Consider the following 15,182-nt stretch of genomic DNA (forward strand, 5'->3'; position numbering starts at 1 on the left):
GCCCCGCTTTTGCACAAAAAGAGGAGCCGCTTTGCGCCTCAGCGGGAGCAAGCTCCCTCGCCACATGGATTCGGGTGTGCAGCACCTGTAATAACTGCCAGTTGGAATCCCCCCTGTACTCGGAGTAATGTGCCCGCCTGTCTCATGATTTATCCAAGGAACTGGACATATGCTGCGTCGCCGCATGCTGATCATGTTGGGTGTTGTTTTGCTGCTCGTCCTGGTGCTGGGCGGATACAAGGCCTTTTCGATCTACACGATGATCCAGGGCTTTTCCAAACCGAAACCACCCATCAGCGTCGCCGTGGCCACGGCCGGCGAACAGCCGTGGCAGATGCGTTTGCCCACTGTCGGTTCGCTCAAGGCGCTGCAAGGCGTTGATCTGAGCCTGGAAGTCGCCGGCACCGTCACTGAACTCAAATTCGAATCCGGGCAGAAGGTCAAGGCCGGCCAACCGTTGTTGCAACTCGACAGCGCCGTGGAAACCGCCCTGCTGGAAACCGCCCGCGCCGATCTCGGCCTGGCGCAACTGGACTTCGGCCGTGGCGCGCAACTGGTCGACAGCCGCGCGATCTCCAAAGGCGAATACGATCGCCTCTCCGCCGTGCTGCAAAAGAATAAGGCCACGGTCAATCAGCTCAATGCGTCACTGGCGAAAAAGCGCATCCTCGCACCATTCAGCGGCACCATCGGCATCCGTCAGGTCGACGTCGGCGACTACCTCGCCAGCGGCACCAAAATCGCCACGCTGCAAGACTTGAGCAGCCTCTACGCCGACTTCTACGTACCGGAACAAGCGGTGCCGAAACTCGCCATAGGCCAGCCCGTGCAGTTCACCGTTGCCGCTTACCCGGGGCAGAACTTTACCGGCAAGATCAGCGCGATCAACCCGATCGTCGAAAGCACCACGCGCAACATTCTCGTCCGCGCCACCCTGGCCAACCCCGACGGCAAGCTGCTGCCGGGGATGTTCGCCAGCCTTGAGGTGCTACTGCCCGATCCGCAGAAACACATCGTGGTGCCGGAGAGCGCGATCACCTACACCCTGTACGGCAACTCGGTGTACGTGGTCGGGCAGAAAAAAGCCGAGGACGGCAGCGTCGCCAAGGATGACAACGGCCAACCGCTGCTGATCGCCGAACGTCGTTTCGTCGAGACCGGTGAACGCCGTGATGGCCTGGTGATGATCAACAAGGGCGTGCAGAGCGGCGAACAGGTGGTGACGGCTGGCCAGATCAAACTGGACAACGGCGCCCACATCGCCATCAGCGACGACAAGACCCTCGGCGAGCAGAACAGTCCGCCTCGCGCCGACTGATCAAGGAATCCCCATGGCTTTTACCGATCCGTTCATCCGCCGCCCGGTGCTCGCCACCGTGGTCAGCCTGCTGATTGTGCTGCTGGGCTTCCAGGCCTGGAGCAAACTGCCGCTGCGCCAGTACCCGCAAATGGAAAACGCCCTGATCACGGTGACCACGGCTTATCCCGGGGCCAACGCCGAGACCATTCAGGGCTACATCACCCAACCGATGCAACAGAGCCTGGCCAGCGCCGAGGGCATCGACTACATGACCTCGGTCAGCCGGCAGAACTTCTCGGTGATCTCGATTTACGCGCGCATTGGCGCCAACACCGACCGCTTGTTCACCGAGTTGCTGGCCAAGGCCAACGAGGTCAAGAACAAGCTGCCGCAGGACGCTGAAGACCCGGTGCTGAGCAAGGAATCTGCCGACGCTTCGGCGCTGATGTACATCAGTTTCTTCAGCAAGGACCTGAGCAACCCGCAGATCACCGACTACCTGTCGCGGGTCATCCAGCCGAAACTGGCGACGCTGCCGGGCATGGCCGAAGCGGAAATCCTCGGCAATCAGGTATTCGCCATGCGCCTGTGGCTCGACCCGGTGAAGCTCGCCGGCTTCGGCCTCAGCGCCGCCGACGTCACCGCCGCGGTGCGTCAGTACAACTTCCTATCCGCCGCCGGTGAGGTGAAAGGCGAGTACACCGTCACCAGCATCAATGCCAACACCGAACTGAAATCCGCCGAAGCCTTCGCGGCGATTCCGCTCAAGGTCGACGGCGACAGCCGCGTGCTGCTGCGCGATGTCGCGCGGGTGGAAATGGGCGCGGAAAACTACGACTCGATCAGTTCGTTCGGCGGCACGCCGTCGGTGTACATCGGCATCAAGGCCACGCCGGGGGCCAACCCGCTGGACGTGATCAGGGAAGTGCGCAAGCTGATGCCCGAGCTGGAAGCGCAGCTGCCACCGAACCTGAAAAGCGAAATCGCCTACGACGCCACACTGTTCATTCAAGCCTCGATCGATGAGGTGGTGAAAACCCTGTTCGAAGCGGTACTGATCGTCATCGTCGTGGTGTTCCTGTTCCTCGGCGCATTGCGCTCGGTGGTGATCCCGGTGGTGACCATCCCGCTGTCGATGATCGGCGTGATGTTCTTCATGCAGATGATGGGTTACTCGATGAACCTGCTGACGCTGCTGGCAATGGTGCTGGCCATCGGTCTGGTGGTGGACGATGCGATCGTCGTGGTGGAAAACATCCACCGGCACATCGAAGAAGGCAAGACGCCGTTCGATGCTGCCCTGGAAGGCGCCCGCGAGATCGCCATGCCGGTGGTGTCGATGACCATCACCCTGGCGGCGGTGTACGCGCCGATCGGTTTTCTCACCGGGCTGACCGGAGCGTTGTTCAAGGAGTTCGCCCTGACCCTAGCCGGTGCGGTGGTGATTTCCGGCGTCGTCGCCCTGACCCTGTCGCCGATGATGTGCGCGTTTCTGCTGCGCCACGAAGAGAATCCCAGCGGACTGGCCCATCGTCTCGACCGGGTTTTCGAAGGCCTCAAGCGTCGTTATCAGAGCATGCTGCACGGCACGCTCAATACCCGGCCGGTGGTGCTGGTGTTCGCGGTGATCGTGCTGTGCCTGATTCCGGTGTTCCTCAAGTTCACCAAGTCGGAACTGGCGCCGGACGAGGACCAGGGCATCATTTTCATGATGGCCAGCGCGCCGCAGCCGACCAACCTCGACTACCTGAGCACCTACACCGACCAATTCATCACCATCTTCAAAGAGTTTCCCGAGTACTACTCTTCGTTCCAGATCAACGGCTACAACGGCGTGCAGGCCGGTATCGGCGGTTTCCTGCTCAAGCCATGGAACGAGCGCAGCCGCACGCAGATGGAAATCCTCCCCGAGGTGCAGAGCAAACTGGAGAGCATTCCCGGCTTGCAGATCTTCGGCTTCAACCTGCCCTCCCTGCCCGGCACCGGTGAAGGGTTGCCGTTCGAATTCGTGGTCAACACCGCCAATGACTACGAGTTGCTGCTGCAAGTTGCCGAGCGCATCGAGAAGCGCGCCATGGAGTCGGGCAAGTTCGCCTTCGTCGACCTCGATCTGGCGTTCGACAAACCGGAGGTGGTGGTCGATATCGACCGCGACAAGGCTGCGCAGATGGGCGTATCCATGCTCGATCTGGGCGGCACGCTGGCGACCTTGCTTGGCGAGGCGGAGATCAACCGCTTCACCATCGACGGGCGCAGCTACAAGGTCATCGCCCAGGTCGAACGGGCCTACCGCGACAACCCGGACTGGCTGAACAACTACTACGTGAAAAACACTCAGGGCGAATTGTTGCCACTGTCGACCTTGATCAAGGTCAGCGACCGCGCACGACCGCGCCAGCTCAACCAGTTCCAGCAGCTCAACGCGGCGAAGATTTCCGGTTTCCCGCTGGTGAGCATGGGCGAAGCCATCGATACCGTGCTGCAGATCGCCCGTGAAGAAGCACCGGCCGGGTTTGCCTTTGACTACGGTGGCGCCTCGCGCCAGTACGTGCAGGAAGGCAGTGCCTTGTGGGTCACGTTCGCCCTGGCGCTAGCGATCATCTTTCTGGTGCTGGCCGCCCAGTTCGAAAGCTTCCGCGATCCGCTGGTGATTCTGGTGACGGTGCCGCTGTCGATTTGCGGCGCGCTGATTCCGCTGTTCCTTGGCTGGTCGAGCATGAACATCTACACCCAGGTCGGGCTGGTGACGCTGATCGGCCTGATCAGCAAACACGGCATCCTGATCGTCGAGTTCGCCAACCAGTTGCGCAAGGACAAGGGCCTGACTCCCCGCGAAGCCGTGGAAGAAGCGGCGGCGATTCGCTTGCGTCCGGTGCTGATGACCACGGCGGCGATGGTGTTCGGCATGGTGCCGCTGATTCTGGCGACAGGGGCGGGAGCGGTCAGCCGGTTTGATATCGGCATGGTGATCGCCACGGGGATGTCGATTGGCACGTTGTTTACGTTGTTCGTGCTGCCGTGTGTCTACACCTTCCTGGCGAAACCGGATCCCAAACCCACCACATAGCTCCTTGTAGGAGTGAGCCTGCTCGCGATAGCGGTATGTCAGTTTCCATAATGTTGACTGACACACCGTTATCGCGAGCAGGCTCACTCCTACAGGGGGAGCGGTGTGTAAAAAAAAGGCCTCGCATTTGCGAGGCCTTTTATTTGGGCTTCATTCGTTTCAACTGGCTGGCCTCATTCCTTGGGACAGTCCGAACATGAACAACAACAAATCATGATCGGGCTGGGTCGCCACGGAGGCCTTGGCCACCCGTGGAACCGAACAGAAAGCGTCGTTCCCGGACGCTCCTATGACCTGCATGCGCGGCTGCTCCCAGGCAGCCACCGCCAGTGAAGCAACTGCCAAGGCCCCAACCAGGAACAAACCTCGTGCAATTTCGAGTTTCATCGCTATAAACCTTTGATAGCGCTGCCAAACGCCGTCTCATAAAAGTAGACGAGTTTTTTCCAGTCGGCATCGCGGAACGACGAATGGCGACGCAGCTGCTTCATGTCATGCTGCGCGGCGCGATAGGCGGTCAGGCGCTGGCGGCACTTCTCCAGATCGATCAGCGCCACTTCAACCTGCGCCGCTTCGCCTTCACCGATCACCCGCACGAACACGTGCTTGATGTAGATGCAGCTGTGCTGCCAGCGGCCCTTGTGCATGCGCGCCAGGTTCTCGGCGAGGTCCTTGAGGACACGCTCGTAAACCACGTCGCCACACTGATCGCGGCCACCAGCAGCGGCCAGCCAGTGTTCCAGTTCCTGAAAGCCGTCGAGTGATCTGGTGACAAGCAGGGCCCGCCACTTGTGCTGCGGATCCGGTTGAGCGCCGCAAAAAACGATCTGCGGAACCCGCACACCGAGCTTGCTCACGCCGGTCAGTGCATCGAGTTCACGCAATACGGTCGGGCGACCGAACGGGTGCAACCAGCTGCGATAGATGTGCCCGGTCTGGCGCTTGGCGTACAGCAACTGGCCGTCACGGCCGACGATACGCTGCACACCACTTTCACCGCCGCGGCGCACGTTGGGCTCTTCAACCCATTCGCCGCGCTGGGCCCAGTAATAATCGAAACCATCCTGTGGAGCGATACCCGCTCCAACCGCTGCTTGCACTGCCATCCTCTACCTCTTGCGTAATACGTAAACCCGCCACATCGCATAGAGCGGTATAAAGTCCAGTTGTTCCTGAATGCGGAAACCCGCCTGTTCAAATTCTTTCTCGATCGTCGTTGCCGGAATCAGAAAGCGATTCTGGTAATCGCGATTTGGCCGGTCCAGCTCAGCGCGTTTGCGCTTCCAGGCTTTGAAGTTGCCGTCGACCCACAATGAAACAATCACGCTGTCACGGGTGACCCGCTCGAATTCACGCAGGATCACCTTGCGGTGCTCGGCTTCACCGATGTGGTGAAGAAGACGCATGCAGAAGATGCTGTCGACCGCGTTATCCGGCAGAGCAATATCGAACGCCGAGGTGTGCAGCGGTTGTACGCGCTTGACCACCTCGGCCGGCTGACCTTGCAGCGCCGTATTGATCATCGACTCGGAATTGTCCGCTCCGATAATTACCCGATTGGGCTTTTCCGCGAGCATCGGCCAGAAGCGCCCTGCACCGCAGGGCAGGTCCAGCACCAGCCCGGGATCCCCCGCCAGCGCCAGGGCCTTGCGCCCCAATTGCTCGTCGCGCCAGTGCGACAGGCGGCGGCCAAGGCTCTCCTTGTGCTTGCGCAGGTAGCGTTGTGCGTGTTGGTCGTCGTACTTTTCGGAAAAATCGAGCTTGATCGGGCCGGCCATCGTCTGGACTCCTGAGTTCTGATGACGTCACCTTAGGCAGCGACGTGTCAGCGTCAGGTCATCCAATTGTGAAAATTCTGTCAGGTAAATCTGCAAAGTATTACAACGTTATACAGGATTTAGACAGGTGGGCGGGAGTAGGCTCGAGACACTATTTGCCTGCATTCACGCCAAGATCTACCTCGAATCGGCAGCCATTGGGCTCCATTGTGCTCAGGCTGACCGTCCAGCCCTGGTTTTCGCAGATGCGCTGCACCAGCGATAACCCCAGGCCCAGACCCTCGCCCCGCTTCTCGCTGCCGCGCACAAATGGCTCGAACATCGCCTCGCGTTTTTCCTCGGGAATGCCCACGCCCGAGTCCTCGACGGCGAAGCCGTTGGCGGTGAGGGTCAGGCGAATGAAACCCTGCTCGGTGTAATGCAGTGCATTGCGCAGCAAATTGCCCATCACCGCGTTGAGCAAGGTCGCGTTGTAACGGGTGTCTGGAGGGTTGCCTGCCTCGAACATCAGCGTCAGGCCCTTGCGCTCGATCGGCTCGCGCCACAGGCACAGCAGGCTTTCGGCCACTTGCGTGAGGTTCTGCTGCGGCGCTGCCCCGGCCTCTTCGTTCTGCGCGCGCGCCAGCGTCAGGAAGGTCTGCACCAGCTCGCGCATTTCCTCACTCGCGCGGGCGATACGCTCGACCTGGGCGCGACCGCGCTGATCGATGCCGGGGTTTTCCAACAGCAGTTCGCAGGAACTGGCGAGGACCATCAGCGGCGTGCGCAATTCATGGCTGACGTCGCTGGTGAACAGCCGCTCGCGGGTCAACGCCTGACGCAACCGGCCCAGCGTGGCATCGAACGCCACTGCCAGTTCACCGACTTCATCCGCGGCGTAATCCGGTGCCAGGGGTGGCGCCAGGCCGAGCAACTGATCGCGATGGCGCACCTGCCGGGCCAGCCGCACCACCGGCGCCATCACCTTGCGCGCGAGCACCCAGCCGAGAAACACCGCCAGCGCCAGACTGAGCACGAAGCCCACCAGCACCACGGCGAACAGCACGCGCTCGCGCTCTTCGAAATCGCTCTGATCCTGCAGCAGCACGTAGCGCCGGCCATCGACCACTTCGACCATGGCGTGATAGGACAGCTGCTCGCGAAACACTTCATGGAAACCTGCATCGAGGTGACGCAAATCCTTGGGCAGCTCGAAATCCCCGGGCCCGCCGCTGAAATAGAACAACTGATCCGGCTCCGGGCGATGGCTCCAGTCCGAGACGTTGTCCATCAGCAGCAGGCGTTGCAGGTCGCCACCCAGCCCTGCGGAAATCAGTTTCTCTTCCACCAGGTGCACCGTTGCCACGATGCCCATGGCGAAAGCGCCGGCCACCAGTGCGCTCATCAGCGCAAAGGCGATGATGATCCGCTGGGAAAGGCTCTGCTTAAACTCCATCTCGGCCCTCGGCCAAGCGATAACCGACACCGTGCACGGTGTGCAGCAGTGGCTTGGCGAATGGCTTGTCGATCACCTGGCGCAACTGGTGAACATGGCTGCGCAGGCTGTCGCTGTCCGGGCAGTCGTCGCCCCACAGCGCTTCTTCGAGAATCTCCCGACGCAGGACGTGCGGGCTCTTCTGCATCAGCACCGCGAGCAACTTGAGGCCGACCGGGTTGAGCTTGAGCAGCTTGCCTTCACGGGTCACTTCCAGGGTGTCGAGGTCGTAGCTCAGATCACCGACCTGCAACGCGCGGCGACCGCCGCCCTGAGCACGGCGCATGACCGCTTCGACGCGCGCCGCCAGTTCGGACAGGGCGAACGGTTTGATCAGGTAATCGTCGGCACCGGACTTGAAGCCCTGCAGCCGGTCGTCGAGTTGATCGCGCGCAGTGAGCATGATCACCGGGGTGTCGCGCCGGGCATCTTCACGCAGGCGCTTGCACAAGGTGTAGCCGTCGATGCCGGGCAGCATGATGTCGAGCACGATCAGGTCGTAATGCTCGGTTGCCGCCAGATGCAGACCGGACAGACCATCCTGGGCGCAATCGACGGTATAGCCTTTCATGCCCAGGTAATCGGCCAGATTGGCCAGGATGTCACGGTTGTCTTCGACCAGCAGAATTCGCATGGGCACCTCCTCCGAACGGGGTAACGGCCGTCTTGGCCCGCGCAGCTTACGGCCAAGTGTGGCTCAGGGCTAGGGGCCGTTGGATAAACCCGCGCATTGCGCTACCCGACGTTTTTTTCACTTTCGATTAACGAATCGCCAACGCCACCGCGCGCAGACTCCGCGCGATCTCGCTCTCTCCACTCCCTTCATCGACCAAGGAATCTGCCATGGTGTCGACCTCTGCCCTTCCCGCTTCAAGACCACTGAACGGGTGGTTGTGTCTGGGCATTCCCGCAGCGGCGGCGATCATTCTGCTGTTGCTGGAACTGACCGATCTGGACATGGTTCTGGCGCGAATGTTCTACGACCCGGTCGCCGGTGATTTCATCGGGCGGCACAGCTATTTTCTCGAAGACATCCTGCATGACCGGGCGAAACAGGTGGTGATCGGCTTCTCGGTATTTGCCATCCTCGGTTTCATCGGCGCGTTTTTCATCGAACGGCTGAAACCGTTCAAGCGTGAATTGGGCTGTCTGGTGCTATCGCTGGGACTGGCCACTTCGTTCGTCACTCCGGTCAAAGCCGTTACCGCGGTGCAGTGCCCATGGAGTCTGGAGCAATTCGGCGGCCATGAAACCTACAGCAAACTGATGGAGCATCGTCCCGCCACCGACAAGCCCGGGCGTTGCTGGCCGGGTGGCCATGCAGCGACCGGGTTCACCTTGTTTGCGTTGTTCTTCGTGCTGCGCGACCGCCGTCCCCGGCTGGCACGGCTGGCGTTTGTATTTGCCTTCGCGCTGGGCTCGGTGTTTTCGATCAGCCGCATGATGCAGGGCGCGCACTTCTTTTCGCACAACGTATGGACGGCGATCTTCTGCTGGCTGATTTGTCTGGGGGCCTATTACTGGGTGCTTTATCGCCCGGCAGGCAAGACTTCGACGGTTTTGAATCCGCAGCCAATCAACGCCTGAAATACAAATCCAATGTAGGAGTGAGCCTGCTCGCGATAGCGGTGTGTCATTCAAATAGCCAGTGACTGACATACCGCTATCGCGAGCAGGCTCACTCCTACAGGGGGCGGTGCAACTCTGGAATTCGGGCAATAAAAAACCCCGCTGACTTTCGCCAGCGGGGTTTTGCGTTACAGGGCCAGGGCTGGCTTACATCATGCCGCCCATGCCACCCATGCCGCCCATGTCTGGCATGCCGCCGCCCGCTGCACCTTCTTTCTTCGGTGCGTCAGCAACAGCTGCTTCGGTGGTCAGGATCAGACCGCCGATCGAAGCTGCGGCTTGCAGAGCCGAACGGGTTACCTTGGTTGGGTCCAGGATGCCCATTTCGATCATGTCGCCGTATTCGCCGGAAGCAGCGTTGTAACCGAAGTTACCTTTGCCGTTCTTCACTTCGTTGACGACGACGCTTGGCTCGTCACCGGAGTTGGCAGCGATCTGACGCAGCGGCGCTTCAACAGCGCGACGCAGCACAGCGATACCGACGTTCTGGTCAGCGTTGTCGCCGGTCAGCTCGGTCAGTGCTTCCAGAGCACGGATCAGCGCCACGCCACCGCCAGGTACCACGCCTTCTTCAACGGCTGCACGGGTTGCGTGCAGGGCGTCTTCAACGCGGGCTTTCTTCTCTTTCATTTCAACTTCGGAACCAGCGCCAACCTTGATCACCGCAACGCCGCCGGACAGCTTGGCCAGACGCTCTTGCAGTTTTTCACGGTCGTAGTCCGAGGACGTTTCGGCAACCTGGGCACGGATCTGAGCGATACGGCCTTCGATGTCTGCCTGTACGCCAGCACCGTCAACGATGATGGTGTTTTCCTTGGACAGGGTCACGCGCTTGGCGTTACCCAGGTGCTCCAGGGTGGTGCTTTCCAGGCTCAGACCGATCTCTTCGGAGATGACGGTACCGCCGGTCAGAACGGCGATGTCCTGCAGCATGGCCTTGCGACGGTCGCCGAAGCCCGGTGCCTTGACGGCAGCGACTTTGACGATGCCACGCATGTTGTTCACAACCAGAGTCGCCAGGGCTTCGCCTTCAACGTCTTCGGCCACGATCAGCAGTGGACGGCCGGCTTTGGCAACGGCTTCCAGCACTGGCAGCATTTCGCGGATGTTCGAGATCTTCTTGTCGACCAGCAGGATCAGCGGGCCGTCGAGCTCGGCAACCATGGTGTCCGGCTTGTTGACGAAGTATGGCGACAGGTAGCCACGGTCGAACTGCATGCCTTCTACAACCGACAGTTCGTTTTCCAGGCCCGAGCCTTCTTCAACGGTGATCACGCCTTCTTTACCGACTTTTTCCATGGCTTCGGCAATGATGTCGCCGATGGAGTTGTCGGAGTTGGCCGAGATGGTGCCGACCTGAGCGATGGCCTTGAAGTCAGCGCATGGCTTGGACAGGGCTTTGAGCTCTTTGACGATGGCGATGGTCGCCTTGTCGATGCCGCGCTTGAGGTCCATCGGGTTCATGCCGGCAGCGACGGCTTTCAGGCCTTCGTTGACGATCGACTGAGCCAGAACGGTAGCGGTGGTAGTACCGTCACCAGCATCATCGTTGGCACGGGAGGCAACGTCTTTGACCAGCTGCGCGCCCATGTTTTCGAAACGATCTTCGAGTTCGATCTCTTTGGCGACGGAAACGCCGTCCTTGGTGATGGTCGGAGCGCCGAAGCTCTTCTCGAGGATCACGTTACGGCCTTTCGGGCCCAGGGTCGCTTTTACCGCGTCAGCCAGAACGTTGACGCCTTTGAGCATCTTGGAGCGGGCGGCATCGCCGAACTTAACTTCTTTAGCAGCCATGATCGATATTCCTTAAATACTTTGTAGTAACGGGAAAATGAACGGGAGTATCAGCCTTCGATAACCGCGAGAATTTCGTTCTCGCTCATTACCAGCAGGTCTTCGCCATCGACTTTCACAGTGTTGCTGCCGGAGTAGGGACCGAACACAACCTTGTCGCCTTCCTTCACGGACAGTGCACGCACTTCACCGTTTTCCAGAGCTTTGCCCGGGCCTACAGCGAGAATCACACCGTGGTTGGCTTTTTCAGCAGCCGAACCTGGCAGGACGATACCGCCAGCGGTTTTCTTTTCTTCTTCGCTGCGACGGATAACGACGCGGTCATGCAGAGGACGAAGCTTCATTGTCGATCTCTCCTAATTGTGGTTTTCATCGGCCGGTGTAGTCCCGGCGGGTTTAACAAATCCGGCCTGCGCCGGTCGCGATTCGTCGAGCGAACCGCGGAAGTCTGTCCGGTTCAAATACCGGAAACCTTTCGGTGACCGATACATAGGGGCGTACAAGCCGATTACAAGGGCTGGCGGAAAAAATTTTTCATCCAGACACGGTAAATAACAGCCATAAACGAGCACGGCACCCGCAGGTGCCGTGTCGATGCTGATGTCACTTGTTGTCGCGGTGCTCGAACTCGCCTTCGATCACATTCGGCTCTCGCCCCAGCGGCTCGCGCGGTGCCGGGCCGCCACGGGGTTGCAGGTCGTCGGCGAAGGCGCGCTGGCGCATGGCCTGGTCTTCGGCGCGCTGACGCATCTTGTTTGCCAGCAGACGGCGGGTGACCGGCAACAGCATCACCAGACCGACCACATCACTGATGAAGCCGGGGATGATCAACAGGCCGCCGGCCAGCGCCAGCATCAGGCCTTCGAGCATGGTCTGCGCGGGCAATTCGCCGCGGTTCAGGCTTTCCCGGGCACGCAATGCGGTGGCCAGACCGGCGACGCGCAGTACGAACACACCGAACATCGAGCCGAGAATGATCAGCAGCAGGGCCGGGAAGAACCCGATAGAGCCTGCCACTTTGACGAATACGAACAGCTCCAGCACTGGAAACAGCAGAAAGAGCAACAGAAAAGGGCGCATCAAAGTTTCCTCAACGCAAGAAATGCCTTGCAGTAGGCCTTAGATGACGTCGCCCTTGCGTGAATTCAACCTTAAGAATCCGGTTTTTTTGGCCAGACCTCGGCGTGAGCCAATGAAACCAAGGCCTCGCGCACTTGTGTCGGCGTATTACATGGCGCCGCGAAGGGTAACCAGTACAGCGCCTGACCGATGCGCAGGTGCATGCCTTCGCTGTCGATGCCGGCCAGTTGCGCCGGCTCGCTGTTCGGCAGCCCCGCCAGCGCGACGTAATGGGCGATGGCTTTGGCGTGGTCGCTGTTCATGTGCTCGACCATGCTGATTTCCGCCTTGCCGGCGAACGGGTTGGCCAGGGTCAGATGGTCGACCCAGTGGATCGCGCCAAACCCGCCGATGTAGCGATGGCGCACCGGATCGAGCACCCAGAAATCGAAATCATGAGCCTGGTGATAATTCTGCGAGTCTGGGAAATAGCGGTAATAACGTTCGGCGGCGGCCTCGATGGCTGCCGGGTCTTCGAGCTTCTGCGCTTGCGCCAGATAGGTCAGACGCCCGACCGCCTGCACATCGTCGGCCTCGCGCTCGCCCACCAGCATCGAGCACTTCGGATCCTTCTGCAGGTTGTGGGTGTGCTGGGCGATGCGACTGATCAGAATCAGCGGCCGGCCCTGCTCGTCCAGGCAATACGGCACAACCGAGCCGAAGGGAAAACCCGGCATCGATCTGGAATGGGTCGACAGCACTCCACGGTATTCCTTGAGAAGCAATTCTCGGGCATTCTTCGCCACTTCAGCGCTCAATTTGTGACTCCTTAAATAGGTTCCGTCTAGAAAACGGACAGGCGCGCAGCGAAAAGTAACCGGCGCGCATCGGGCAAATGTTCTTGTGCAACCAGCCCCGGACCGGTGCCGATCGAGCGTTGCCGACAACAAAAACAACTCAGACCTGCCAGCGGGACATGCGAATGCAACTCAACGACAAAGTAATCATTATCACCGGCGGTTGCCAGGGTTTGGGCCGCTCCATGGCCGAGTATTTCGCCGGCAAGGGCGCGAAACTGGCCCTGGTCGATCTGAATCAGGAAAAACTCGACGACGCCGTGGCCGCCTGCAAAGCCAAGGGTGTCGACGCGCGCAGCTACCTGTGCAACGTCGCCAATGAAGAACAGGTCGAGCACATGGTCGCGCAAGTGGCCGAAGACTTCGGCGCCATCCACGGCTTGATCAACAACGCCGGGATCCTGCGCGATGGTCTGCTGCTGAAGGTCAAGGACGGCGAGATGAGCAAGATGAGCCTCGCCCAGTGGCAGGCGGTGATCGACGTCAACCTGACCGGCGTGTTCCTCTGCACCCGTGAAGTCGCGGCGAAAATGGTCGAGCTGAAGAACAGCGGCGCGATCATCAATATTTCGTCGATCTCCCGCGCGGGTAACGTCGGCCAGACCAACTACTCGGCAGCCAAGGCTGGCGTAGCGGCGGCGACCGTGACCTGGGCAAAAGAGCTGGCGCGTTACGGCATTCGCGTCGCGGGCATTGCGCCGGGCTTCATCGAAACCGAGATGACCCTGGGCATGAAGCCGGAAGCGCTGGAGAAAATGACCTCGGGTATTCCGCTCAAGCGCATGGGCAAGCCGGAAGAGATCGCCCATTCGGCGGCGTATATCTTCGAGAACGACTATTACACCGGGCGGATTCTGGAGATGGATGGCGGGTTGCGGATCTAAGCCCCACCACAAAACCACTGTAGGAGTGAGCCTGCTCGCGATAGCGGATTAACATTCAACAGATGCGTTGAATGAACGACCGCAATCGCGAGCAGGCTCACTCCTACAGGGTTATCGGTGTTGCGAATTGATCAATCGTCGCTGATGGTGATGTTCGGCATCGCCGGCGTAACGGCTTCCTGCAACACAATGCGCGCGCCGACGTGGCGGGCCAGTTCCTGATAGACCATGGCGATCTGGCTGTCCGGCTCGGCGATCACGGTTGGCCTGCCGCCGTCGGCCTGTTCGCGGATCAGCATCGACAGCGGCAGCGAGGCCAGCAGTTCGACGCCGTACTGGGTGGCCAGTTTCTCACCGCCACCTTCACCGAACAGATGCTCGGCATGCCCGCAGTTCGAGCAGATGTGCACGGCCATGTTTTCCACCACGCCCAGCACCGGAATGTTGACCTTGCGGAACATTTCCACGCCTTTGCGCGCATCGAGCAGCGCCAGATCCTGCGGCGTGGTGACGATCACCGCGCCCGCCACCGGGACTTTCTGCGCCAGGGTCAGCTGGATGTCGCCGGTGCCTGGTGGCATGTCGATGACCAGGTAATCCAGATCGCCCCACGCAGTCTGCGTGACCAGTTGCAGCAGCGCCCCGGAAACCATCGGCCCGCGCCAGACCATCGGCGTGTTGTCGTCGGTCAGGAATGCCATCGACATGACTTCCACACCGTGGGCCTTGAGCGGCACGAACCACTTCTGATCCTTGATTTCCGGGCGGGTGCGCTCGGGGATGCCGAACATGATGCCCTGGCTCGGGCCGTAGATATCGGCGTCGAGGATGCCGACTTTGGCGCCTTCACGAGCCAGCGCCAGCGCAAGGTTGGCGGCAGTGGTGGATTTGCCCACGCCACCCTTGCCGGAAGCCACAGCGACCACATTCTTGACGTTGGCCAGCCCCGGAATCTGCGCCTGGGCCTTGTGCGCGGCGATCACGCTGGTGATCTCGACTTTCGCTGCCGTGACGCCGTCGAGATTTTCGATTGCCAGTTGCAGCATCTGCGCCCAACCGCTCTTGAACAGCCCCGCGGCATAGCCGATTTCCATCTGCACATTGACGCGGTCACCGATGATCTCGATGTTTTTCACGCAACCGGCGCTGAGCGGGTCCTGGTTCAGGTAAGGGTCGGTGTATTGGCTGAGGACGGCTTCCACCGCTGCGCGAGTGACGGCGCTCATGGGCAACTCCGATAACAAGACTGGAAAGGATGGCGGCTATCCTACCCCTTCTGCCCTCCAGACGGCATGCCCGGCAACCATTTGCAGGGGTGAAATATCTTTGCCGGCGCTTTA

Annotated in this window: 14 protein-coding genes; 4 read left to right on the forward strand and 10 right to left on the reverse strand. The window is 60.4% G+C overall.

The genetic code is table 11. The features are described from left to right. Positions 1 to 169: 169 nt before the first annotated feature. Complete coding sequence (locus tag BLU71_RS16025) at positions 170 to 1,318, forward strand: efflux RND transporter periplasmic adaptor subunit (RefSeq protein WP_064365075.1); 1,149 nt, start codon at positions 170 to 172, stop codon at positions 1,316 to 1,318. A gap of 13 nt (positions 1,319 to 1,331) precedes the next feature. Next, positions 1,332 to 4,367 carry a multidrug efflux RND transporter permease subunit gene (locus BLU71_RS16030; protein WP_083353477.1) on the forward strand — a complete coding sequence of 1,012 codons (3,036 nt, stop codon included), beginning with the start codon at positions 1,332 to 1,334 and terminating at the stop codon, positions 4,365 to 4,367. A gap of 159 nt (positions 4,368 to 4,526) precedes the next feature. Here the strand turns inward: BLU71_RS16030 and BLU71_RS16035 are convergent, their stop codons facing one another. The 5 genes from BLU71_RS16035 to colR all read right to left on the reverse strand — a co-directional run bounded on the left by BLU71_RS16035 (position 4,527) and on the right by colR (position 8,253). Beyond that, the gene (locus BLU71_RS16035; RefSeq protein WP_042607350.1) at positions 4,527 to 4,754 is read right to left on the reverse strand and encodes a hypothetical protein; all 228 of its coding nucleotides are present in this window, start codon (positions 4,752 to 4,754) and stop codon (positions 4,527 to 4,529) included. 2 nt (positions 4,755 to 4,756) lie between these two features. Continuing rightward, complete coding sequence (locus BLU71_RS16040; protein ID WP_083353478.1) at positions 4,757 to 5,473, reverse strand: lipopolysaccharide kinase InaA family protein; 717 nt, start codon at positions 5,471 to 5,473, stop codon at positions 4,757 to 4,759. A 3-nt stretch (positions 5,474 to 5,476) separates the two neighbouring features. Further along, complete coding sequence (locus BLU71_RS16045) at positions 5,477 to 6,145, reverse strand: class I SAM-dependent methyltransferase (protein ID WP_042607352.1); 669 nt, start codon at positions 6,143 to 6,145, stop codon at positions 5,477 to 5,479. A gap of 151 nt (positions 6,146 to 6,296) precedes the next feature. Continuing rightward, positions 6,297 to 7,580 (reverse strand): sensor histidine kinase, encoded by a 1,284-nt coding sequence (locus tag BLU71_RS16050; protein ID WP_042607353.1) that lies wholly within the window; start codon positions 7,578 to 7,580, stop codon positions 6,297 to 6,299. Then, entirely contained in the window at positions 7,570 to 8,253 is a 684-nt protein-coding gene (colR, locus tag BLU71_RS16055; protein WP_016773421.1) for a two-component system response regulator ColR, read from the reverse strand. Before colR ends, BLU71_RS16050 begins: the two co-directional genes overlap by 11 nt. Before the next feature lie 209 nt (positions 8,254 to 8,462). On the opposite strand from colR, the gene BLU71_RS16060 reads away from it, so the two are divergent. Then, a complete protein-coding gene (locus BLU71_RS16060) occupies positions 8,463 to 9,206 on the forward strand; it encodes a phosphatase PAP2 family protein (RefSeq protein ID WP_083353479.1) in 744 nt (247 codons plus the stop codon). 189 nt (positions 9,207 to 9,395) lie between these two features. Here BLU71_RS16060 and groL read toward each other — a convergent pair whose 3' ends face one another. The 4 genes from groL to BLU71_RS16080 all read right to left on the reverse strand — a co-directional run bounded on the left by groL (position 9,396) and on the right by BLU71_RS16080 (position 12,919). Continuing rightward, positions 9,396 to 11,042, reverse strand: a complete 1,647-nt coding sequence (gene groL, locus BLU71_RS16065; protein WP_064365078.1) for a chaperonin GroEL — start codon at positions 11,040 to 11,042, stop codon at positions 9,396 to 9,398. A 50-nt stretch (positions 11,043 to 11,092) separates the two neighbouring features. Further along, the gene (locus tag BLU71_RS16070; protein ID WP_007916610.1) at positions 11,093 to 11,386 is read right to left on the reverse strand and encodes a co-chaperone GroES; all 294 of its coding nucleotides are present in this window, start codon (positions 11,384 to 11,386) and stop codon (positions 11,093 to 11,095) included. A 259-nt stretch (positions 11,387 to 11,645) separates the two neighbouring features. Continuing rightward, positions 11,646 to 12,122 carry an FxsA family protein gene (locus tag BLU71_RS16075; RefSeq protein ID WP_016773418.1) on the reverse strand — a complete coding sequence of 159 codons (477 nt, stop codon included), beginning with the start codon at positions 12,120 to 12,122 and terminating at the stop codon, positions 11,646 to 11,648. A gap of 71 nt (positions 12,123 to 12,193) precedes the next feature. Then, the gene (locus BLU71_RS16080) at positions 12,194 to 12,919 is read right to left on the reverse strand and encodes a HugZ family protein (protein WP_083353480.1); all 726 of its coding nucleotides are present in this window, start codon (positions 12,917 to 12,919) and stop codon (positions 12,194 to 12,196) included. Between the two features lie 164 nt (positions 12,920 to 13,083). On the opposite strand from BLU71_RS16080, the gene BLU71_RS16085 reads away from it, so the two are divergent. After that, positions 13,084 to 13,842, forward strand: a complete 759-nt coding sequence (locus BLU71_RS16085; protein ID WP_065616672.1) for an SDR family oxidoreductase — start codon at positions 13,084 to 13,086, stop codon at positions 13,840 to 13,842. 131 nt (positions 13,843 to 13,973) lie between these two features. Here BLU71_RS16085 and apbC read toward each other — a convergent pair whose 3' ends face one another. Continuing rightward, entirely contained in the window at positions 13,974 to 15,068 is a 1,095-nt protein-coding gene (gene apbC / locus BLU71_RS16090; protein ID WP_083353481.1) for an iron-sulfur cluster carrier protein ApbC, read from the reverse strand. Positions 15,069 to 15,182: the final 114 nt, after the last annotated feature.

It is taken from the genome of Pseudomonas moraviensis (genome assembly GCF_900105805.1).
Classification (GTDB): Bacteria; Pseudomonadota; Gammaproteobacteria; order Pseudomonadales; family Pseudomonadaceae; genus Aquipseudomonas; species Aquipseudomonas moraviensis_A.